Annotated in this window: 15 protein-coding genes, 1 tRNA gene and 1 pseudogene; 11 read left to right on the forward strand and 6 right to left on the reverse strand. The window is 67.7% G+C overall.

All coding sequences use genetic code 11. From position 1 onward, the window contains the following. The first annotated feature begins 3 nt into the window (after positions 1-3). Complete coding sequence (locus LO787_RS20495; RefSeq protein ID WP_232492827.1) at positions 4-198, forward strand: hypothetical protein; 195 nt, start codon at positions 4-6, stop codon at positions 196-198. Positions 199-231: 33 nt separating this feature from the next. On the opposite strand, the gene LO787_RS20500 is transcribed toward LO787_RS20495, so the two are convergent. Next, positions 232-2,493 (reverse strand): NADP-dependent malic enzyme, encoded by a 2,262-nt coding sequence (locus tag LO787_RS20500; protein WP_232492828.1) that lies wholly within the window; start codon positions 2,491-2,493, stop codon positions 232-234. A 115-nt stretch (positions 2,494-2,608) separates the two neighbouring features. On the opposite strand from LO787_RS20500, the gene mutS reads away from it, so the two are divergent. The 4 genes from mutS to rplL all read left to right on the forward strand — a co-directional run bounded on the left by mutS (position 2,609) and on the right by rplL (position 6,847). Next, the gene (gene mutS, locus LO787_RS20505; protein ID WP_232492829.1) at positions 2,609-5,227 is read left to right on the forward strand and encodes a DNA mismatch repair protein MutS; all 2,619 of its coding nucleotides are present in this window, start codon (positions 2,609-2,611) and stop codon (positions 5,225-5,227) included. Positions 5,228-5,377: 150 nt separating this feature from the next. After that, positions 5,378-5,569, forward strand: a complete 192-nt coding sequence (locus LO787_RS20510) for a hypothetical protein (protein ID WP_232492830.1) — start codon at positions 5,378-5,380, stop codon at positions 5,567-5,569. Positions 5,570-5,870: 301 nt separating this feature from the next. After that, positions 5,871-6,383 (forward strand): 50S ribosomal protein L10, encoded by a 513-nt coding sequence (gene rplJ / locus LO787_RS20515; protein WP_232492831.1) that lies wholly within the window; start codon positions 5,871-5,873, stop codon positions 6,381-6,383. Between the two features lie 86 nt (positions 6,384-6,469). After that, entirely contained in the window at positions 6,470-6,847 is a 378-nt protein-coding gene (rplL, locus tag LO787_RS20520) for a 50S ribosomal protein L7/L12 (protein WP_232492832.1), read from the forward strand. A gap of 261 nt (positions 6,848-7,108) precedes the next feature. Here the strand turns inward: rplL and LO787_RS20525 are convergent, their stop codons facing one another. Both LO787_RS20525 and LO787_RS20530 read right to left on the reverse strand, forming a co-directional pair. Then, positions 7,109-7,783, reverse strand: coding sequence for an RlmE family RNA methyltransferase (locus LO787_RS20525; protein WP_232492833.1), 675 nt, complete (start codon positions 7,781-7,783; stop codon positions 7,109-7,111). Next, positions 7,780-9,144: a Ppx/GppA phosphatase family protein gene (locus tag LO787_RS20530; RefSeq protein ID WP_232492834.1), complete on the reverse strand. Its 1,365-nt coding sequence runs from the start codon at positions 9,142-9,144 to the stop codon at positions 7,780-7,782. The genes LO787_RS20525 and LO787_RS20530 overlap by 4 nt, the downstream gene beginning before the upstream one ends. Before the next feature lie 154 nt (positions 9,145-9,298). Between LO787_RS20530 and LO787_RS20535 the strand changes: the two genes are divergently transcribed. Then, positions 9,299-9,372: transfer RNA gene (locus LO787_RS20535), tRNA-Gln, on the forward strand. Between the two features lie 239 nt (positions 9,373-9,611). Beyond that, a pseudogene (locus LO787_RS20540) lies at positions 9,612-10,730 on the forward strand (MFS transporter); the annotation flags it as partial. A gap of 113 nt (positions 10,731-10,843) precedes the next feature. On the opposite strand, the gene LO787_RS20545 reads toward LO787_RS20540, so the two are convergent. Genes LO787_RS20545 through LO787_RS20555 form a run of 3 tightly spaced genes read right to left on the reverse strand, consistent with a single transcriptional unit; the run spans position 10,844 to position 15,517 of the window. Beyond that, complete coding sequence (locus tag LO787_RS20545; protein WP_232492835.1) at positions 10,844-11,827, reverse strand: phospholipase C/P1 nuclease family protein; 984 nt, start codon at positions 11,825-11,827, stop codon at positions 10,844-10,846. A 14-nt stretch (positions 11,828-11,841) separates the two neighbouring features. Beyond that, positions 11,842-12,999 (reverse strand): YdcF family protein, encoded by a 1,158-nt coding sequence (locus LO787_RS20550; protein WP_338045435.1) that lies wholly within the window; start codon positions 12,997-12,999, stop codon positions 11,842-11,844. A gap of 22 nt (positions 13,000-13,021) precedes the next feature. After that, positions 13,022-15,517, reverse strand: a complete 2,496-nt coding sequence (locus LO787_RS20555) for a TonB-dependent receptor (protein WP_232492837.1) — start codon at positions 15,515-15,517, stop codon at positions 13,022-13,024. 117 nt (positions 15,518-15,634) lie between these two features. Between LO787_RS20555 and LO787_RS20560 the strand changes: the two genes are divergently transcribed. The 4 genes from LO787_RS20560 to LO787_RS20575 all read left to right on the forward strand — a co-directional run bounded on the left by LO787_RS20560 (position 15,635) and on the right by LO787_RS20575 (position 21,211). Next, positions 15,635-16,747, forward strand: a complete 1,113-nt coding sequence (locus LO787_RS20560; protein WP_232492838.1) for an ROK family transcriptional regulator — start codon at positions 15,635-15,637, stop codon at positions 16,745-16,747. Between the two features lie 76 nt (positions 16,748-16,823). Further along, positions 16,824-17,729, forward strand: coding sequence for a LysR family transcriptional regulator (locus tag LO787_RS20565; protein ID WP_232492839.1), 906 nt, complete (start codon positions 16,824-16,826; stop codon positions 17,727-17,729). A gap of 95 nt (positions 17,730-17,824) precedes the next feature. After that, positions 17,825-19,813: a TonB-dependent receptor domain-containing protein gene (locus LO787_RS20570; protein ID WP_232492840.1), complete on the forward strand. Its 1,989-nt coding sequence runs from the start codon at positions 17,825-17,827 to the stop codon at positions 19,811-19,813. A gap of 138 nt (positions 19,814-19,951) precedes the next feature. Further along, complete coding sequence (locus LO787_RS20575) at positions 19,952-21,211, forward strand: MFS transporter (RefSeq protein WP_232492841.1); 1,260 nt, start codon at positions 19,952-19,954, stop codon at positions 21,209-21,211. The last annotated feature ends 31 nt before the right edge of the window (positions 21,212-21,242 follow it).

Genomic DNA, 21,242 nt, shown 5'->3' on the forward strand with positions numbered 1-21,242 from the left:
GGCATGAGCCTCTCGAAAGATCGCCAGATCACCAGCGCCGTGGTGCGCATCGGCAAGAGCTTCAGCGCAGAAGCCCGGGCGGACTTCAGTCCGGCCGGGCTTCTTGCCGTTGGAACGATGGTATCGGGGATACTTCTGGGCAGCGCGGTGATCGTCGCCGCCGCCCGTCGCGGCAAGCGCCGCCGGATCGAGGGATAGGGCCGCAGGGCCCCATCCCTCGCATTTCCATTATCAGCCGGTGATGCCTGCCGCGGCCAGCGCGGCGAGCGTCAGTACGTCGGGCGCGATGGCGGTCATCGGCGCGACCTGCACCGGCTTTTCCATGCCCAGCAGCATCGGACCGATCGCGGGCGTGCCGCCGATCTCCTTGAGCAGCTTGGCCGAGATGTTGGCCGACTGGAGCCCCGGCATGATGAGCACGTTGGCCGGCGCGGTGAGGCGGCAGAACGGATAAAGCTCCATGATCTTCGGGTTCAGCGCCGCGTCGGGGGCCATCTCGCCCTCGTACTCGAAATCGACTTCCTGCTCGTCGAGCAGGTGGATCGCCTCGCGCGTGGCCTCAAGCCACTTGCCCGCCGGGTTGCCGAAGGTCGAGTAGCTGAGGAAGGCGACGCGCGGTTCGTGGCCCAGCTTGCGGGCGACGGCGGCGGTCTCCTTCGCGATCACCACCAGTTCCTCGGCGGTGGGACGCTCGTTGATCGTGGTGTCGGCCATGAACACGGTGTGGTTCTTGCCGACCAGCATGTGGATGCCGAAGGGCAGCTTGCCCTCCGCCGGGTCGAGCACGCGGCGCACTTCCTTCATCGACTGCGCGAAGGGGCGAGTCACGCCGGTGATCATCGCGTCACCGGCGCCCAGCTTGAGCAGGCCCGCCGCGAAGATGTTGCGGTCGGTATTGCACATGCGCTGCACGTCGCGCTTGAGGAAGCCGCGACGCTTGAGGCGCTCGTAGAGCATCTCCACCATCGGCTCGACATGTTCCGAGACCATCGAGTTCTCGATGATGTAGCTCTCGGGATTGTGGACGCCGAGTTCCGCCATGCGCTCATGGATGACCTGCGTGCGGCCGACGAGGATCGGTTCGCCGTAGCCGAACTCGCGGAACTGGATCGCGGCGCGCAGGACGACTTCGTTGTCGGCCTCGGCGAAGATCACGCGCTTGGGATTGGCCTTGAGCTGCTCGTAGACGCGCGTCAGTACCGACGTGGTGGGGTTCAGGCGCGCCTTGAGCTGGTCGCGGTAGGCCTCGAAGTCCTCGATCGGCTTCTGCGCGACGCCCGATTCCATCGCCGCGCGGGCGACGGCCATCGGCACGACTTCCATCAGGCGCGGGTCGAACGGAGCGGGGATGATGTAGTCGCGACCGAACTGCTGCGCTTCGCCATAGGCTGCCGCGACGTCCTCATGCACCTGCTCGCGCGCGAGTTCGGCGATGGCGGTGGCGGCGGCGATCTTCATCTCCTCGTTGATCGCGGTCGCCCGCACGTCAAGCGCGCCGCGGAAGATGAACGGGAAGCCGAGGACGTTGTTGACCTGGTTCGGATAGTCCGAACGGCCGGTGGCGACGATGGCGTCGGGGCGCACGGCCTTGGCGTCGGGGGGAGTGATCTCCGGGTCCGGGTTGGCCATCGCGAAGATGATCGGCTCGGGCGCCATCGACTTCACCATGTCCTGCGTGATCGCGCCCTTGGCCGACAGGCCGAGGACGACATCCGCGCCGACGAGTGCTTCGGTCAGCGTGCGGCGGTCGGTCATGACCGCGTGAGTGGACTTGAACTGGTCCACGCGCTCGCGGCCCGGGTAGATCACGCCCTTGGTGTCGCAGACGAGCACGTTCTCATGTTTCACGCCCATCGACTTGATGAGCGAGGTGCAGGCCAGCGCCGAGGCGCCGGCGCCGTTCACCACGACCTTGATCTCGTCGAGCTTGCGGCCGGTGATGAGGCAGGCGTTGATGAGGCCCGCCGCCGCGATGATCGCGGTGCCGTGCTGGTCGTCGTGCATGACCGGGATGTTCATCCGCTCGCGCAGGGTCTGCTCGATGATGAAGCACTCGGGGGCCTTGATGTCCTCGAGGTTGATGCCGCCGAAGCTGGGTTCCATCATCGCGATGGCCTCGATCAGCGCCTCGGTGTCCTCGCTGGCCAGTTCGATGTCGATGGAATCGACGTCGGCGAAGCGCTTGAACAGGACGGCCTTGCCTTCCATCACCGGCTTCGACGCCAGCGCGCCGAGGTTGCCCATGCCGAGGATCGCGGTGCCGTTCGAGATGACCGCGACGAGGTTGCCCTTGGCGGTGTAGTCGTAGGCGGTGGCGGGATCGTCGGCGATGGCCTGCACCGGCACGGCGACGCCGGGCGAGTAGGCGAGGCTGAGGTCGCGCTGGGTCGCCATCGGCTTGCTGGCGATGATCTCGATCTTACCCGGACGCTGGGTCTGGTGGTAGAACAGGGCTTCGCGGTCGGTGAACTGGACCTTGGACTTGTCGGACAAAGTGGGCCTCCCGGTTTCGGGAAGGGGCACTAACGGATGTTAGGCTCACGCGATAGGGGAAAGGCGGGTTTCGGGCGCTTCCCAAAATGACAGGTGCGCCGCTAACGCTGCTCGTATGACTTCCGGCGCGACTCCGATGATGGCGCAGTATCTGACACTGCGTGAGGAAGCGGGCGATTGCCTGCTGTTCTATCGCATGGGCGACTTCTTCGAGCTGTTCTTCGAGGACGCGAAGATCGCGGCCCAGGTGCTCGACATCGCCCTGACGACGCGGGGCGAGCATCTGGGGCAGCCGATCCCGATGTGCGGCGTGCCCGTCCATGCGGCGGAGGGCTATCTGGCCCGCCTCATCAAGGCGGGCTGCCGCGTCGCCATCGCCGAGCAGACCGAGACTCCCGCCGAGGCCAAGGAGCGCGCCCGCAAGGAAGGCCGGGCCTCCAAGTCGCTGGTCGCGCGCGGCATCGTGCGCTTCGTCACGGCGGGCACGCTGACCGAGGAATCGCTGCTGGAGCCGCGCCGCGCCAATGTGCTGGCGGCGGCCTGCGAAGTGCGCGGGATCGTCGGCATTGCGGCCTGCGACATCTCCACCGGTCGCATGGAGCTGGAGGAGTGCGATCCCGAGCGGCTGGCGGCGGCGCTGGCGCGTCTGGGCGCGAGCGAACTGGTGGTGCCCGACGGCTGGGAGAGTGCCCCCGAAGCGGCGATCCGGCGTTCGGCGCACGAGTTCTCTTCCGACGGCGGCGATGCGCGGTTGAAGCTGGTCCATGGTGTCGCGACGCTCGACGGCTTCGGCGCGTTCACGCGGGCGATGCTGGCGGCGGCGGGGGGGCTCATCGCCTATCTCGACCATGTGGGCCGCGGCTCGCTGCCGCTGTTGCTGCCGCCCGAGGCGCGGGCCGGTGATGCCGCGCTGGCGATGGACGAGGCCACGCGCGCCAGCCTGGAGATTCTCGAAGCCGCGCAGGGCGGGCGCAAGGGCAGCCTGATCGACGCCATCGACCGCTGTGTCACCGGCGCGGGCGCACGCCAGCTGGCGGAGGATCTCTCCGCGCCCCTGACCGACCGCATGGCCATCGCCGAGCGGCTCGAACTGGTCGAATGGCTCCACGGCGATGCCCTGCTGCGCGAGGACATGCGCGCAGCGCTGCGGGCGCTGCCCGACGTCAGCCGCGCACTGGGCCGCGTGGTGGCGGGACGCGGCTCTCCGCGCGACCTCGGCCAGCTGCGTGACGGCCTGAGTGGTGCGCGCCGCATCGGCGAGCGGCTGTCGGGACGGGACGACCTGCCGGTGCTGCTGGAGCGGGTGCTGCCCGATCTCGGCGGCCACGGTGCGCTCGTCGATCACTTCGCCCGCGCGCTGGTGGAGACGCCGCCGACCGAGCGCGGGCAGGGCGGCTACATCGCCAGCGGCTACGACGCCGCGCTCGACGAACTGCGCGTCATGTCGGGCAATGCCCGCCGCGCCATCGCCGCGCTGGAGGCGAAGTACCGCGACGAGACCGCCGTTGCCTCGCTCAAAATCAAGCACAACAACGTGCTCGGCTACTTCATCGAAGTGCCGCAGCGCCATGCCGACAAGCTGATGGAGCCCGAGAGCGGCTTCTCGCACCGCCAGACGATGGCAGGCGCGATGCGCTTCAATGCGCTGGCGCTGCACGAGGAAGCCGCACGCATCACCGAGGCGGGCGGGCATGCCCTCGCCGCCGAGGAAGCGCATTTCGAGGGGCTGGTGGCCGAAGCCGTCGCCGCCCGTCGCGCCATCGCCCGCACCGCCGCCGCGCTCGCCCGCATCGACGTTGCCGCCGGGCAGGCCGAGCGCGCCGCTGAGGGCGGCTGGACGCGCCCGCAGGTGGTCGACGGCCTCTCGCTCGATATCGAGGGCGGGCGCCATCCGGTGGTGGAAGCGGCGCTGAAGGCGCAGGGCGAGCGTTTCGTCGCCAACGACTGCCGCCTTGCCAGCCACGACCGGCTCTGGCTGATCGGCGGCCCCAACATGGGCGGTAAATCGACGTTCCTGCGGCAGAACGCGCTGATCGTGCTGCTGGCGCAGGCGGGCGGTTTCGTGCCTGCCAAGTCCGCGAGGATCGGCATGGTCGACCGCCTGTTCAGCCGCGTCGGCGCCTCCGACAACCTCGCGCGCGGACGTTCGACCTTCATGGTCGAGATGGTGGAGACCGCCGCCATCCTTGCGCAGGCGAGCGAGAAGAGCTTCGTCATCCTCGACGAAGTGGGGCGCGGCACGTCCACCTATGACGGCCTCGCGCTGGCATGGGCGGTGGCCGAGGCGGTACACGAGAGCAACCGCTGCCGCTGCCTCTTCGCGACGCACTACCACGAACTCGCGCGGCTGGCCGAGACCTGCGAGGCGCTCTCGCTCCACCACGTCCGCGCGCGGGAATGGAAGGGTGAACTCGTCCTGCTTCACGAATTGTCCGAAGGCCCGGCGGACCGCAGCTACGGCCTTGCCGTCGCGCGGCTGGCGGGCGTGCCGCCCAAGGTCATCAGCCGTGCCAAGTCGGTGCTGGAAAAGCTGGAGAAGGGTCGCGCCGAGACTGGTGGCCTCGCGGCGGGCCTCGGCGACCTGCCGCTGTTCGCCGCCGCGCAGGATGTGCGCGAGGAACAGTGCGACACCCTGCGCGACAAGCTGCGAGACATGGACGTCGATGCCCTGTCGCCGCGCGATGCGCTGGAGATCCTCTACGACCTCAAGCGCGAGGCGGGAACCGAAGGCTGATCCGCTTCCCCGTCCGTCATTGCGAGCGCAGCGAAGCAATCCAGAGCCATGCGCCCATCATGGATTGCTTCGCTGCGCTCGCAATGACGAAGTGAGGGGCCCGCGAAAGGGCGGCACGGAGTCTTAACCGATCGGCGTTATGCTGCGCGCATGTTCGGCATAAAGATCGCGCATGTCTTCCGCAGCCGCTGGCACGCGCTGCTGTGGTCGGCGGGCATCCTGATGACCGCATACTGCTCCATCCCCACGCCAGACGACGACAGCGACACGCCGACCCAGGATCAGGTCTTGCAGGCGCAGCAGGCGGCATCGGCCTGGAGCGCGGCGAACGGCAGCCACTAGGCGCGCGCCGCGCTTGACTTTCCCTGCCTCATCCGTCATTGGCCCGCCCTGACCGACGGGGTGATTCCCGCCGATCATCCGTCCGAGACCGCTGCTGAGGGTTCCCCTCTTAATTCGCAGCCTAGACGGGGACAAGGAAATCACCCGGCCCAGGCTCCTTGGAGCGTGGTGCCAACTTCGTGCTCAGGCACGAAACTCCTTCCCCTTCGACGGACTCGCCCGGAGTGCCTTTGGCGCTTCGGACAATACGTAGCCGGCCGTCTGGGGTTCGCCCCTTGCGGCCATTGTGAAGGAGTATGGCATGGATCGTTCGCAGAAAGCCGAATCGGTCGCCTCGCTCAACGCGGTCTTCTCCGAGGCCGGCGCGGTGGTCGTCACCCGCAACCTCGGCATGACGGTGGCCCAGTCCACCGCCCTGCGCGGAAAGATGCGTGATGCGGGCGCGACCTACAAGGTTGCGAAGAACCGTCTTGCCAAGCTTGCCATCGCGGACACCGACTACGTCGGTATCGGCGACTTCCTGACCGGCCCCACGGGTATCTCCTCTTCGGTGGACCCCGTTGCAGCCGCGAAGGCCGTCGTCGAATTCGCCAAGACGACCGACAAGATCGAGATCGTCGGCGGCGCGATGGGTTCGCAGGTTCTGACCCCCGAAGGTGTCAAGGCTCTCGCCTCGATGCCCTCGCTCGACGAACTGCGCGCCAAGCTCATCGGCCTCGTTCAGGCTCCGGCGACCAAGATCGCCCAGCTGCAGACCGCCCCGGCGGCCAAGCTGGCTCGCGTCTTCGCTGCCTACGCCGACAAGGCTGCCTGAGCGCTCGCTTAAGCAGAACGTTTCTAACGATTTATCCCGTTGCCGCATGAGGCGGTCTTCGGGACCACAGATCAGGAGTTATAATCATGGCCGATATCGCCAAGCTTGTTGAAGAACTGTCGCAGCTGACCGTCCTCGAGGCCGCTGACCTCGCCAAGGCTCTCGAAGAAGCATGGGGCGTTTCCGCCGCTGCTGCCGTCGCCGTTGCCGCTCCGGCTGCCGGTGGCGACGCTGGCGCCGCTGCTGAAGAGAAGACCGAATTCGACGTGATCCTCACCGGCGACGGTGGCAAGAAGATCAACGTCATCAAGGAAGTCCGCGCCATCACCGGTCTGGGCCTGGCTGAAGCCAAGGCTCTGGTCGAAGGCGCTCCGAAGGCCGTCAAGGAAGGCGCTTCGAAGGCTGAAGCCGAAGAAATCAAGAAGAAGATCGAAGAAGCCGGCGGCACCGTCGAGCTCAAGTAATCTTCTTCTCGGTTCCTGCCGAGCAGATACGGGAAAGGGCGGTGCCGCAAGGCGCCGCCCTTTTCTTTTGTCCTTGCCCTTGTTCCTCCCCGAGCTTGTCTCGGGGAGGTGGCAGCGACGCAGTCGCTGACGGAGGGGGAATTTCCCGAACTCTCCCCCTCCACCACCGCCTGCGGCGGCGGTCCCCCTCCCCGAGACAAGCTCGGGGAGGAACTATCTCACTTCGTCATTGCGAGCGCAGCGACGCAACCCAGCCGCGTCTCAGGCCGCGTCCTCGCGCCCCTTGAAGCCCTTGGCGATCACGTACCACTCGGACGAGTCCTTGCGGCTGGCGGGCGGCTTGGCGTGCTTGACGCTGGTGAAGTGCTTCTTGAGCAACGCCAGAAGCTGCGTATCCGTGCCCCCCGCCAGCACCTTGGCGATGAAGGTGCCGCCCGGCGCAAGGTACTGGATGGCGAAGTCTGCCGCCGTCTCGACGAGGCCCATGGTGCGCAGGTGGTCGGTCTGCTTGTGGCCCACCGTGTTGGCCGCCATGTCCGACATCACGAGGTCGGGCGCGCCTTCCAGTGCGCCGTCGAGCGCCGCCGGGGCCTCGTCGGCCATGAAGTCCATCTCGAAGATGGTGACGCCCTCGATCGGGTCGGTCGGCAGCAGGTCGATGCCGACGATCTTGGCCTTGGGGCGCTTGAGGCGCAGCACCTGGCTCCAGCCGCCGGGCGCGATGCCGAGGTCGACGGCGCGCTCCACGCCCTTGAACAGCTCGAACTTCTCGTCGAGTTCCAGCAGCTTGTAGGCCGCGCGGCTGCGGTAGCCGTCAGCCTTGGCCTTCTTCACGTAAGGGTCGTTGAGCTGGCGCGTGAGCCAGCGCGCCGAACTGGTCGAGCGCTTCTTGGCGGTCTTCAGCCGCTCGCCGGGATCGCGGCCGGAGCGGCTCATCGGGCGTGGACTGCGTTGCGGATGGTGTCGGTCATGTTTCGGATTCCAGATGCGGGACCGGGCGAGTGCGTGGCGATCAGGCTGCGCAGGATGCCCTCGCGGATGCCGCGGTCGGCGACGCCGAGGCGCGCGGCGGGCCACAGGTCGAGGATGGCTTCGAGGATGGCGCAGCCGGCGACGACGAGGTCGGCTCGCTCGCGCCCGATGCAGTTGAGTTCGCGCCGTTCCTCGATCGCCATGGAGGACAGCCGTGAACTGATCCCGCGCATCGATTCGGCGGGGACGATCAGCCCGTCGACCATGCGCCGGTCGTACTGCGGCAGTTCGAGGTGCAGGCTGGCGAGCGTGGTCACGGTGCCGCTGGTGCCGAGCAGCCGCAGCGGGCCGTCCTGGCACGCGCTCTCGCGCGCCGGGCCGACGCGCTTGGAGAAGGCCGAGAAGCTCTCCGCCACGAGGCTGTGCATGTGGCGGTAGCGTTCGAGGCGTTCGGCCTGGGTGTCGCCTTCCGGGCCGCAGCTTTCGGTAAGCGAGACGACGCCCCAGGGCACGCTCTGCCAGTCGAGGATGCGCGGTACGGTGCCGGTGCTCTCGATCAGCACCAGTTCGGTCGAGCCGCCGCCGATGTCGAAGATCATCGCCGGGCCAAGGCCGTCCTCCAGCAGCACATGGCAGCCGAGCACGGCTAGCCGCGCCTCCTCGCGGGCGGAGATGATGTCGAGCGCGATGCCGGTTTCCTGCCGCACGCGCTCGATGAATTCCGGCCCGTTGGCGGCGCGGCGGCACGCCTCGGTCGCCACCGAGCGGGCGAGATAGACGTTGCGGCGCATGAGCTTGTCCGCGCAGACGCGCAGCGCCGACAGCGTGCGCTCCATCGCCGCGTCGGACAGGCGGCCCGACTGCGCTATGCCCTCACCCAGCCGCACGACGCGGCTGAAGGCGTCGATCACGGTGAAGTTCTCACCCGAAGGACGCGCGATCAGCAGGCGGCAGTTGTTGGTGCCGAGGTCGATCGCGGCATAGGCCTGCCGACCCGACGGCTGGCCCGTGAGGACCGGCAGCGTCGGAGCCCTACCCGAAACTGGGCCCGAACCCGGGCCCGATACCGGAGCTGAAACCGGAGGCGGAGCGGCGGCTTCTGGCCGACCGGATTGGTTCTCTGCGCGCGGCGCCTTGCCTGCCTCGGTCTTGGCGGCGCTGCCATTCCGGCGCGCCTTTCCCTTGGCTTTCGTGCCGGGCGGCTGGGGGCTTGCCGGCGTCTTCGCCTTGCCCCTGCGGCCCTTGCGCCGCCGCGACGGACGACCCGGCGCTTCGGCTTTTCCCGACACTTCGACTTTGGCAACCGGCGGATCTTGGTCCGCCATATTCATGATACTCGTTCAAATGTCTTCCCGCCGATCGGGCGGGCACCTGACGTCGATGCTAACGCCCTGCAGCCAAAGGAGCAAGGGGCGCACATTTCTATGCATCTAGACGCTTGACCCGAATCAGAACCCCTCCTAAAGGGCGCCCTCCGGTTGCCCCGTCGTCTAATGGTAAGACTACGGATTCTGATTCCGTCTATCGAGGTTCGAATCCTCGCGGGGCATCCAACTTCCTCAAATCGCTGGTTTTATATGCCCTTTCAGGGGCTGTTTTCGCGCGTGTTGCCGACATATTCGTCGCAATAGCGTCATGAAGCGGGGCTAGCCGCGGGGCGGCCTCCAGCGATTCGAACGATCCCATGAACCACCGCTCCACCCGCGCCCTGGCCGTCGTCGGCCGCGAAGCGCGACTGTTCGCCTATTCCTCGGGGAATTTCGGCAAGGCGCTCGTCTTTGCCGGGGCGGACATGACGATCCTGTTCCTGATGACCGACCTCATCGGCCTGTCCGCCACGGCGGCGGGATCGCTGATGCTGGTGGCGCTGGCGGGCGACCTCGTGTTCGATCTTGTCGCCGCGGCGCTGGTGATCCGGTTGCGGCGCGGCGGCAGGGGCTATCGCTGGCTTGTCTCGGCGGGGACGGTGCCCTGCGCGATGGCCTTCGCGATGCTCTATGCCATGCCCGCTTCCGGCCTGCGCGAAGGCTGGCTGCTGGCGGGGGCGATGCTGGTGTTTCGCGGGGCCTATGCGGTGATCGACGTGCCGCACAACGCACTGATGGCCCAGATGACGAGCGACAGCCGTTCGCGCGGGCGGGTCTCGGGCTATCGCCTGCTGTTCAGCACCGCGAGTTCGCTGTGCGTCGCGATGATCCTGACGCCGCTCGTCCAGCATGCCGCGCGCAGCCGCGCCTTCGATGCGCTGGCGGTGACGGGCGCGGTGGCGGGCGGACTGTTCGCGCTGACGATGATCGCCTGCGTGCTGACGTCTGGCGGGAGTCGTTCCAGTCCGCGCGACGCGGCGCAGGACGGCATCCGCGTGCCGCTGCGCGATCCGCTGGTCATGGGCATGGGGCTGCTCGCGCTCGTCACCGGCTTCGCGATGCCGAGCTTCGGGCGGATGATGCTCTACATCGGGACTTACGTGGTCGAGCGGCCCGACCTCGTTGCCACGCTGATGCTGGCGATGACGCTGGGGCAGTTCGCCGGGGTGCTGTGCTGGACGGCGCTGACGAGCCGCGTCGATCAGGCGCGGCTGCTGGCGATGGGGCATGGGGTGAGCGCGGTGGGTCTGGTGCTCTTCGCGCTGTGCCTGAGGTCGCCCGAGGCGCTGCTGGGCTGCGCGGCGGTGATCGGCTTCGGGCTTGCCTCGGTCTTCATGCTGCCCTGGGGGCTGCTGGCGAACGCGGTGGACTTCGTGGCGCTGCGGCATGGGCGGCGGCTGGAGACGGGGCTCTTCGCGTTCTATCTCGTCGCCGTGAAGGCCAGCGGGGCGGCGGCGACCGCGCTGATCGGCTGGGTGCTCGGCGGTCTGGGCTATGTGCCCGGACAGGCCCAGACGGCGGGCGTGGAGGCCGGGATGCTGGCGCTGGGGATCGGGGTGCCCTTCGCGGGCGCGCTCTGCGCCATAGCGCTGCTGCGGCGCTTCGGGATGGGCCATGCGCGGCACGCACGGGTGCGCGCCGCGCTGGACCGCAGAGCTCAGTCGGGTGCCGAGCCGGTCTCGGGGTTGAACTTCGGATTGGCGAAGTCGATCGGAGAGGGCTCGACCGTCGCGGGCGGCGTCGCGCTTTCGGCCCAGGCGCGGCAGAGCATGTCGCGCAGCATCGCCGCGCCCGCCGCCGTGCGCTCGTAGACCATCGCGCGCACGTCCTTGTCGGCAAAGTTGGCGAAACCGTCTCGCTTTTCCAGCGTGTAGACCGCTTCCAGCCTGTCGCCCGAGGTGTCGAGATAGGCCAGCACCGCGTCGAACATGTCGCCGGTGACGTGGCCGGGCTTGCCGATGCGCGGGGCGATGTCGGCTACGGTGAGCTTCATGCCGTCGACGAACCGGCTCTCGAACCGGCCGTGGACGGTGCGGTCGGTGGTGAAGCTGTGCGGGTTGGGGCCGCGCCAGCCGTCGCTGCTGATCGAATCATGCATCGGGTTGGCGCCGTCGCCGATGTAGTGGCCGAGGCGGATGACCTGGAAGGCGCAGTGCTGCTCGGGCACCGAGACGTCGCCGCCTTCAGCCTGCGCCTTGCGCACGTAGCGCATGCAGGTGACGAGGCGGTCGTAGGATTCGATGGCGGCGTAAGGCAGCGTGCCGGTCCAGCGCACGTTGGTGCGCGCGGCGGTGGCGGGGTCGCTGTCCTTGATCTTCTCGTAGTGCTTGTAGAGCGCCAGCACGAATTCGTAGCGCGAGCGCGGGATCGGCTTCACGAACGTGAACTGCTCGCGGAACCAGCCATGGTTGGGGTCTTCCTCGATCTTGGAGAAGTTCTCCGAGTTGCCGCGCCACGAATCCGGCAGCGAGGCGGAAGCGCCGATATAGTCCTCGTACTTGCGCAGGAAGATCGGGCCGTCCTCGGGGATGGCCTCGATCGCGGCGCGGTCGATCACGGTATGGCCGGTGCCGCCCCACGCCTGCGCAGCGGCGGGGCTGAGGGCGAGTGCGGCTGCGGCGGCAAGGAGGAGGGAACGCATCGGCAGGCTCCGGATCAGGGGTCGAGCGGGTCGCGCGGGTCGACGCGCGCGGACTGGGCGGAGGGGCGGAATTCCAGTTCTGTGGGCGAAACGCGGGCGCCGATCCTGCCGGGCTGGTAGCCCAGTTCGCGCTGGTTGCGCGCCACGAACTCCGGGTTCTCGATCATCGCGCTCTGGGCGGGATTGCAGACGATCAGCGCGTCCCTGTCCAGCGGCGCGCCCATCGCCATGAGCAGGCGGGTGGCGTTGCGCAGGTTGGTGGTGGTGTGGCGCGCGTAAGGCTCGATGACGATGGCCTCGGCGGGGACGCCGTAGCGATCGATAAGGGCGCGGCGCATCTGCTCGGCCTCGGCGAAGCGGGTGGCGCGCGGGTGGGCGCGGCCGCCGGTGAGGATCAGGAACGGCACGTCGCCTGCCGCGAAGCGCTGCGCGGCAAGGCGCATGTGGTACTTGCCGAAGGGGCTGAGCGGCATGTCGTCCACTTCCGGGCCGACCCCGGTGACGATCATCGCGCTGTAGCGGAAACGCTTCCAGTCGAGGCCCTTGGCACGCTTCATGGCCGGAGCGTTGAGCCCGCCGAGCAGCGGCTCGTAGCCGATGGCATCGGTGCGGTCGCTGCCGTCGAGGAGGGCGAGGGCGAAGTCGATGCTGGGATCGAGCGCCTGTACCGATCCCGCCCGCACCGTCTGCGAGAGCCACGCGGCGGCCTGGAGGCGCGAGCGGGCTTCCTGCGGGTCGATCGTGCCCGCACCGTCGATCTGCGGGTAGGCGGGAACCTGCCCGAGCCCGTAGGTCCGCACGATGGCGTTGACACCCGCGATCTCGCGCGCGGCTTGCGCGGCGGCGCCGTCGTCCATGCCCTGTCCCGGAACGGCGGCGGCGAGGACTTGCGCCTCGCCGTCGGTCCAGATCATCGCCTGCGCCACGCAGCCGACGTCCGTGCCGCAGGCCGCGCGCCGGTCGTACCGGGCGCGCAGCATGGCGGCGACTTCGGGCCGGGCCTGCAGCGCGTTGAGCGCCGCAGGATCGTGCCCCAGTGCGTCGAGCAGCGGGAACAGCCGCTTCGACAGGCTTTCCGCCACCGTGTCCCTTACGATACCGGTATCGGGGGCCCCGGCCGAAGCCGGGACCGTCGTGAAGGAAAGCGCCGCCGCAGCAGCCATCACCGCCATCCGCTTCATCGTTCCGCCCGTCTTACCAGGACTTGCCGATGACGAGGCGGAAGTTGCGGCCGAAGATCGGACGCCCGTAGATCGCCTCGGCGCTGCCCTGACCGGCCAGCGAGTCGGTGCGGGTGTTGCCTTCGGTCAGGCCGTGCGCGTTGAACAGGTTGTCGCCGACGACCTGCAACTGCCACGTCCCGTGCTTCACCGTCACGCCCGCGCCCACGGTGCCGTAGGCGGGCAGCGCGGTGTTGTTGTAGAGGTCGACGTAGCGCTTGCCCATGTAGGTGTAGCGGCCATAGATCGACACGTCGGTGTCGCCGGTGGTGAAGTCGAAGCTCGGGCGGATGTTGCCGTAGACCTTCGGCTGGCGGACGATCTGGTTGCCTTCGGCCTGTTCCGGATCGGCGCCCGTCGCGCTCTGGAAGTTCTTGTACTTCGGATCGCTGATGGTCAGCGCGCCGTTCAGCGTGAACCAGGGCACCACGTTCCAGGCACCGTCGAACTCGACGCCCTTGACCTGCGCCTCGCCGATGAAGGGCACGTTCACGTCGTTGCGGCCCGTGGTCGGGTCGTAGGCGAGGAACGAGGCGTTGAGCGGGTCGAAGTTGGTGTAGAACCCGGTGACGTAGAGGTACGAGCGGCCCGACGCGAGCTTGAGGCCGGCCTCGAACTGGTCGGCGACGGTGGTGATGATCGTCGGGTTGATGCTCATCACGGTCTGGACGTTGGGCGGCGTCTCGAGGTGCGAGGCGCGGCCGTATACACCGATGTGATCCGAGAAGTCGTAGTTCGCGCCGACCGTCCAGTTGGTGACGTTGGGCTTGAGCTTCTGGTTCAGGATCACGCCGGTGAAGGCGCGGGTGGCGTCGTCGGCCAGCGTGGTCGCATCGCCGAGGTTCGCCTGCGTGGTGAGCGCGGCCCAGCCCTTGTAGTTGTAGCGTTCGTGGCGGATGCCGCCGTCGATGCGCAGGCCCGGCACGATCTCCCAGGTGTCGTTGGCATAGAGCGCGAACATCTTCGCGTCGCTGTCACCCTGGTTGAGCGTCGCGGCGTAGTTGAGCACGCCGTTGTCCGTCACCTTGCCGATCACGTTGCCCGCCGCGTTGTAGGCGACGAGGTCCAGCGTGCGGGGCTCGCCCGCCACTTCGATCAGGTAGTTCTGGTAGAGCGTGCGGCTGTCCTCGCCATAGAGGCTGCCGTAGACGCCCAGCTTGATGTCGTGGGTGCCGATGCCGGTGTCGAACTTGCGAGCGACCGAGAGGTTGGCCTGGCCCGAGTAAAATTTCGAGTGGATGTCGCGGTACTGGCCCTGCATGACGAGGCCCGATGCCGAATAGGGATCGTAGACCGTGTTGGTGCCCGCGAGCACGTAGCCCATGCGGCTGACCGCGCCGAACGCGGTGGTCGCGCGGGCGAGGTAGCTGTTGGCGAAGGTGGTGCCGTCCGCCGGGTTGGTGGTGGAATAGAACGCCGAGAAGTCGTTCTTGCCCTGCGTGTAGCCCGCTGCCGCCGTCACCAGCCAGCCGTCGAAGTCGCCTTCGTAGTGGACCCCGAAGTTCAGCATCCGCATGTGGCGGCCGTCCGACAGGTCACCGTTGCGGCTCTGGATCTGGCCGTTGCCGTCACGGTACTTGAGGTTGACGTGGCGGAACGCCGGGGAGTTCATCGTGCCGTTGAAGTAGTCGATGTACTGGTCCAGCGACTTGCTGGGATCGCGCGGATCATTGGTCGGGATCGGCAGGTAGAACACGTTGTGGTCGTTGACGTAGTTCAGGTTCAGCTTGATGAACCCGTTGTCCGTGACGTGCTTGATGTTGGCGCGGATCTGGCCGCCCTTGTCGTTGGGGAAGCCGTTGTCGCGGTAGCCGTCATGGTGGCGGATGAAGCCGCCCACTGCGTAGTAGGTGTCCTTGGCCAGCTTGCCTGCCTGGTAGGCGTCGAGGCGGTAGAGGCCGGTGTCGCCCAGCGTCACCTGCGCCTTGCCGCGCGCTTCCTCCTCGCCGGTCACGGTGATCGCGTTGATGATCGCGCCCGAGTAGCTGGCGTAGACCGGGGCCGGACCGCCGCGCACGACTTCGACGTGGTCGGTCATCAGATCCTGCTTGAGGATCGCGTCGCCGCGGAAGAACACGCCGTCGTTCTCGTGGAACAGCGGCAGGCCGTCCTGCTGGAAGCTGACGAAGCCGCCGTCGTTGGGCAGGCCGCGGATGCGGTAGATGTTCTGCACTTCGCCGCCGGTGATCTCGGTCTGGAAGCCGGGAAGCTGGCCGATGAGGTCCGCGAAGTTGACCGGCGCGATCTTCTCGAAGTCTTCCTGCGAGATCGTGTTGACCGCGTAGGACACGTCGAAGCGGCGCTCGGCGCGGGTCGAGCCGGTGACGATGATGTCGTCGCCGGTGGCATCGCCGGACGCGGCGGCATCGGGCGCGGCGGCGTCGGCCGCAGCCTCGGCGGCATAGGCGGGGGTGAAGGCGGTAGCGAGCGCGACGAAGGCGGCGCCGGTGGCGAGAACGGTCTTGAGCATAAGGCCCCTCATGAATTTCGGGTCGCCGGGAGAAGGCGACGCGCGGGCCTCTGGACGCGCAATGTGACGTTTTTAATTATTGTTGTGAAAATAAATAAATTGGCTAGTCGATGGCGCATGGGCACCCCGACATTCGACAAGGACCAGCGGCGGATCATCCACGCGCTGCGCAAGGCAGGCGCGCTGTCGCGCTCGGCGCTGGCGGAGCGGCTGGAGATGAGCAACGCCGCGCTCACCCGCATCTCGCGCGAACTGCTGAGCCTCGGCGTGGTCGAGGAAGTCAGCGAGGGCGAGGCGCAGGGGCGTGGTCGCCCCGCCGTGCCGCTGCGGCTGGCGCCGACCGGCGGCTATGCGGTGGGGGCGACGGCGCACAAGGGGCTGCTCGACATCGCCCTCGTCGATTTCGCGGGCACCACCATCGCCACCCACCGCGAGACGATTGCGCCGATCGATCCGAAGCAGTTCGCACGCCGCGTGCGCACGCTGACGCACGAACTGGTGGACCGGCACGACCTCCTCGGCCGCAGGATGCTCGGCATCGGCGTTGCCGTGCCCGGGCCGGCACTCTCGCCCGAGGGGGAGCGCTGGAGCGTGGTGGACGACATGCCCGGCTGGCGCGGCACGCCCTTGCGCGAGATCCTGAGCGCCGAACTCGGCTGGCCGCTGTGGATCGAGAACGACGCCAACGTCGCCGCCATCGCCGAATTCTACATGGGCGGCCTGCTGCGCGAATTCTCGACGGTGGTGGTGCTGCTGCTCGGCTACGGCATCGGCGCGGGCGTGATCGTCGACGGGCGGCTGGTACGCGGCCAGTTCGGCGTGGCGGGCGAGATCGGCTGCCTGTTCCCCGGCAACCGCCCGCGCCCCAGCCCGCTCGACCTCATATCCACTCTCCGGGCGAGCGGCTGCGACATATCCTCGGTCCACGAGATCGACCCCGCCTCCGACGCGCAGCGCCCGGTGCTGGCGCAATGGATGGACCGCGCGGCGGCGCAGCTTGAAGTGGTCGCCAACACCGCCTTCGCTTGGCTCGACCCCGGCGCCATCGTGCTGGCGGGTGCGGTGCCGCATGAGGTGCTCGAAGGGCTGGCCGACCGCCTGCGCAGCGCCAACTTGGTCACCGTGATGGACGAGCGCAGCCCACCGGTGCGTGTGTCCGGCCTGAGGGGCTCTCTGGTCACTCTAGGTGCCGCTCTGTTACCCATCCACGCCATCTCCGGAGAGGCCTGAGCACGGCCAGCAACGTTTTGTAAGGATTGGAAAGTGGCGGAATTGCGCGGGTGTTGCTATTGCAAATCCATTGCATATGGTCCCGTCGCTTTCCCCCAATCTCCTGCTCGTCCTGGCGATGCTCCTGAAAACCAAGAGCGTCAGCAGCACCGCGCTCATGCTCGGCATCAGCCAGCCCAGCGTCAGCCGCTCGCTCGCCAAGCTGCGCGATGCGCTGAACGACCCGTTGCTGGTCCGCTCCGGCGGCGGGATGATCCGCACCCGGCGGGGTGACGAACTGGTCGGGCGACTGGCGGACTGGGTGGCTGATACCTCCACGCTGCTGGTGGAAAAGACCTTCGATCCCCGGCAGGTGGAGCGCCGTTTCCGGGTGGCATCCACGGATTTCGGCGTGATGGCCGTGGTCCTTCCGGCCCTGCCGATGCTGCGGGAAATCGCGCCCGGCATCGCCATCGACATACTGCCGCTCAACCACGCGACGCACCGCTCGTTGGCGCAGGGCGACATCGACCTCGCCATTTCCGGGCTGGAGCACGACCCCTCGCAACTCCATCGCCTCCACCTCTTCCGCGACCGCTTCGTCTGCGTCACCCGCCCCGGTCATCCGCTGGCGGGCGAGGGAGAAGTGCCGATCGACGAGTTTCTGGAGCACGATCACCTCGGCATAACCGTCAGCGATGCGGAACTGGACCGGGTGACGACGTTCCTCGGCGCAGGGAACCGCAAGGTGGCGGCGAGCGTGCCCTACTTCGGCCTTGCGCCTGACCTGCTGCTGGCGGGCGATCTGGTCATGGCGGTGCCCTCGCGGCTGATGAGCGCCTGCCATCATGAACTCGCCACGCGCCCGGCACCGGAGGCCATCGGCGAACTCGATTACTGGCTGCTCTGGCACGAACGCAGCCACCGCGATCCCGCCGCCGTCTGGCTGCGCGACCGCCTGCTCGAGTGCTGCCGCGAGGAAGCACCGATCCCCGCCGAATAATCGCTATCCGATATTGAGTGTTGGCCCGCCGCCTCGTGCGAGCCAAGGGCTTCTTGCAATCCATTTGCATTAGCAAACAAATCAATGGGGGTATCGTGACCAACAAGACCAAGCTGCGCCTCGGCGCGGCGGCGCTGACGCTCGCCAGCGCTCTCCATGCCGTTCCCGCCGTCGCCGATGTGGCTGCGGATGCCGAGGGCGGCACCGCCGCATCGACCATCGTCGTCACCGCGACAAGCCGCGAGCAGGAAGTGAAGGACGCCCCCGCCTCGATCAGCGTCATCACCCGCGAAGACCTTGAGCGCTTGCCCTACCGCGAAGTGACCGACGCGCTGATGGAGATCCCCGGCGTCACCGTCACTCCCGGCGAGGGCAACAGCCGCGACATCTCGATCCGCGGCATGTCGCCCCAGTACACGCTGATCCTTGTCGACGGTAAGCGCCTGAGCAGCCGCGAAACGCGCACCAACGGCGGCAACACGTCCGAAGGCGGCCTGCTGCCGCCGCTCGAATCGATCGAGCGCATCGAGGTCGTGCGCGGGCCGATGTCCTCGCTCTACGGGTCGGACGCGATGGGCGGCGTCGTCAACGTCATCACCCGCCGTATCGCCAGTTCCTGGCGCGGCAGCGTGCGGATGAACGGCACGATGCAGCTCGGTGACGACTACGGCAACTTCTACGACGGCAACTTCTACCTCTCCGGGCCGATCACCAAGGGTGTCGGCCTGCAGGTGCAGGGCTCGCTGAACCGCCGCACCGAGGATCGCGTCGTCGGCGGCACCCCCGAACGCAGGGACGAGAGCCTGTCCGGCAAGATCGGCTTCGCCGCCGGGCCTGACCATGACTTCATCGTCGAAGGCGGTTTCTACAGCCAGAAGGTTACGGCGACCGCCGGGAAGACCGTGGAAGTGACCGCCACCGTCCCCGAAGGCACGCTCGATACCCAGACGCAGGAGCGCTACGTCGCCGCACTGACCCATTCGGGCCGCTGGGGTTTCGCGAACTCGGAAAGCTACGTCCAGTACGAGGACGCCAAGAACCTCGAGACCACCAAGCGGATCAAGAACACCGTCGCCCAGTCGATCTGGTCGGTGCCGCTGCCCTCCAACATGCTCAGCGTCGGCGGGTTCTTCCGCAACGAGGATCTCATCGACACGGTCGGCAACCTGCTTTCGGGCTCGACCCGCACCGGGGCCAGCCGCACCAACTGGGCGCTGTTCGCCGAGAACGAGCTGTCGATCCTCGACACCCTGCGCCTGACCGGCGGCATCCGCATGGACAACGACGAGCAGTACGGCGTTCACTGGACGCCGCGCATCTACCTCGTCTGGAACACGACCGACCGGTTCACGCTGAAGGGCGGCTATTCCAAGGGCTTCCGCGCGCCGAACCTGCGCCAGACGCTGCCCGACTGGGGCCAGAGCAGCCGTGGCGGTACGATCTACGGCAACCCCGACCTCGAAGCCGAGACCTCGCGCACGATCGAGGCGGTGGCGATGTACGAAGGCAAGGGCTTCCAGGCGAGCCTGACCGCCTACGACACCCGCTTCGACGACAAGATCACCCGCGTGACCTGCATTTCCGCCGGAGCCTGGTGCGTCGACGAGCCGCTCAGCTCGATCGGCCGGCCGCCTACGACTTACGTCAACGTCGACAAGGCCAAGGTGCGCGGCGTCGAGGCGGCCATCGATCTAAACCTTACCCGCACTTTGCGCATCAATGCGACCGGCACACTGACCGATTCCGAACAGCTGACCGGCGCGAGCGCGGGCATGGCCCTCAACGACACGCCCAAGCAGCAGGCCAGCGCCTCGCTGAACTGGAAGCCCGACGACCGCCTGAGCCTCTATGCCCGCGCGGTCTATCGCGGCGAGGAGGCTGTGACGGAGGCACAGATCAGCGGCAACAACCTCGTCGTCGAATCATATACGGTCGTGGACTTCGGTGGATCGTACAAGGTCTCGCCCGGCTTCACCTTCCATGCCGGCGTGCAGAACCTGTTCGACAAGCGCCTGAACTACGACGAGGCCGGCTACATGATCGATCCGGCGCGCGTCTGGATGGGCGTCACCGCGCGGTTCTGAGCCATCGTGCGCGGGGCCGCCCGCCAGTGGCCTCGCGCATGGCCGTCGTCCCGGTTCTGGCCGGGACGACGGTTCCTCTCGTCATCCGGCGCAAGCCCCGCTAGGGCAGGACGCCGAGCGAGGGGAGCACCACGAAGAATGAACGTCTATCGCCAGAACGCCCGCGTGCTGACCGCGAGCCTCGTGGGCACCGCCGTCGAGTTCTACGACTTCTACATCTACGCGACCGCCGCCGCGCTGGTCTTCGGGCCGCTGTTCTTCCCGGCCGAGTCCCCGACCGTCCAGCACCTTGCCGCTTACGCCAGCTTCGCCATCGCCTTCATCGCAAGGCCGGTGGGCGCGACGCTGTTCGGGCATTTCGGCGACCGGGTGGGCCGCAAGTCCACGCTCGTCGCCTCGCTTCTGCTGATGGGTGGCGCGACGGTGCTGATCGGCGTGCTGCCGACGTATGAAAGTGCGGGCTGGATCGCGCCCGCGCTGCTGTGCCTCATGCGCTTCTGCCAGGGCCTCGGGCTCGGCGGCGAATGGGGCGGGGCGGCACTGCTGGCGGTGGAGAACGCGCCCAAGGGCTATGAGGCGCGCTTCGGCATGTTCCCGCAGCTGGGCGCCCCGGTGGGCTTCTTCGCGGCCAACGGACTGTTCCTCGTCATCAGCTCGGTCCTCAGCGACGCCGACTTTGCCGCCTGGGGCTGGCGCATCCCGTTCCTGCTGAGCGCGGTGCTGGTGGGCCTCGGCCTGTGGATCCGCTTCCGCCTGTCCGAAAGCCCGGTCTTCGCGGCCGAGGACGAGGAGAAGCACCGCATGATCCCGATCGTCGAACTGTTCCGCACGCACATGCGCGAGACGCTGGCGGGCACGTTCGCGGTGATCGCCTGCTTCGCGCTCTACTACCTCGCGACGACGTTCGCGCTGGGCTACGGCACGGGAACGCTCGGGTATGGACGCCAGCAATTCCTTGGCGTGCAGCTCTTTGCCATCCTGTTCATGGCGGTCGGCATCGTCGTCGCCGGCTATGCGGCGGACAAGCGGACCTCGCGCTCGGTGCTGATGTTCGGGTGCTTCTGCGCAGTGCTGCTGGGCACGGTGATGGGGCTGATGTTCTCGGCGGGATCGCTGTTCGTGATCGGCCTGTTCCTGTGCGTCGCGCTGTTCACCATGGGCCTCGTCTACGGCCCCATCGCCGAACTGCTGCCTCGGCTGTTCAAGGCCCGCGTGCGCTACACCGGCGCCTCGATCGCGTTCAACGTCGGCGGCATCGTCGGCGGTGGCTTCGCGCCCGCCGTGGCGCAGGGGCTGGCGGACAGCGGCGGGGTGCTGTTCGTCGGGCTCTACATCTCGGGCGCGGCGCTGCTCAGCCTGTTCGGGCTGATGTCGATCCGTGCGGAGCGGGTTGGGTGAGAGCTTAATTCCTCCCCGAGCTTGCTCGGGG

The sequence above is a fragment of the Novosphingobium kaempferiae genome (genome assembly GCF_021227995.1).
Classification (GTDB): domain Bacteria; phylum Pseudomonadota; class Alphaproteobacteria; order Sphingomonadales; family Sphingomonadaceae; genus Novosphingobium; species Novosphingobium kaempferiae.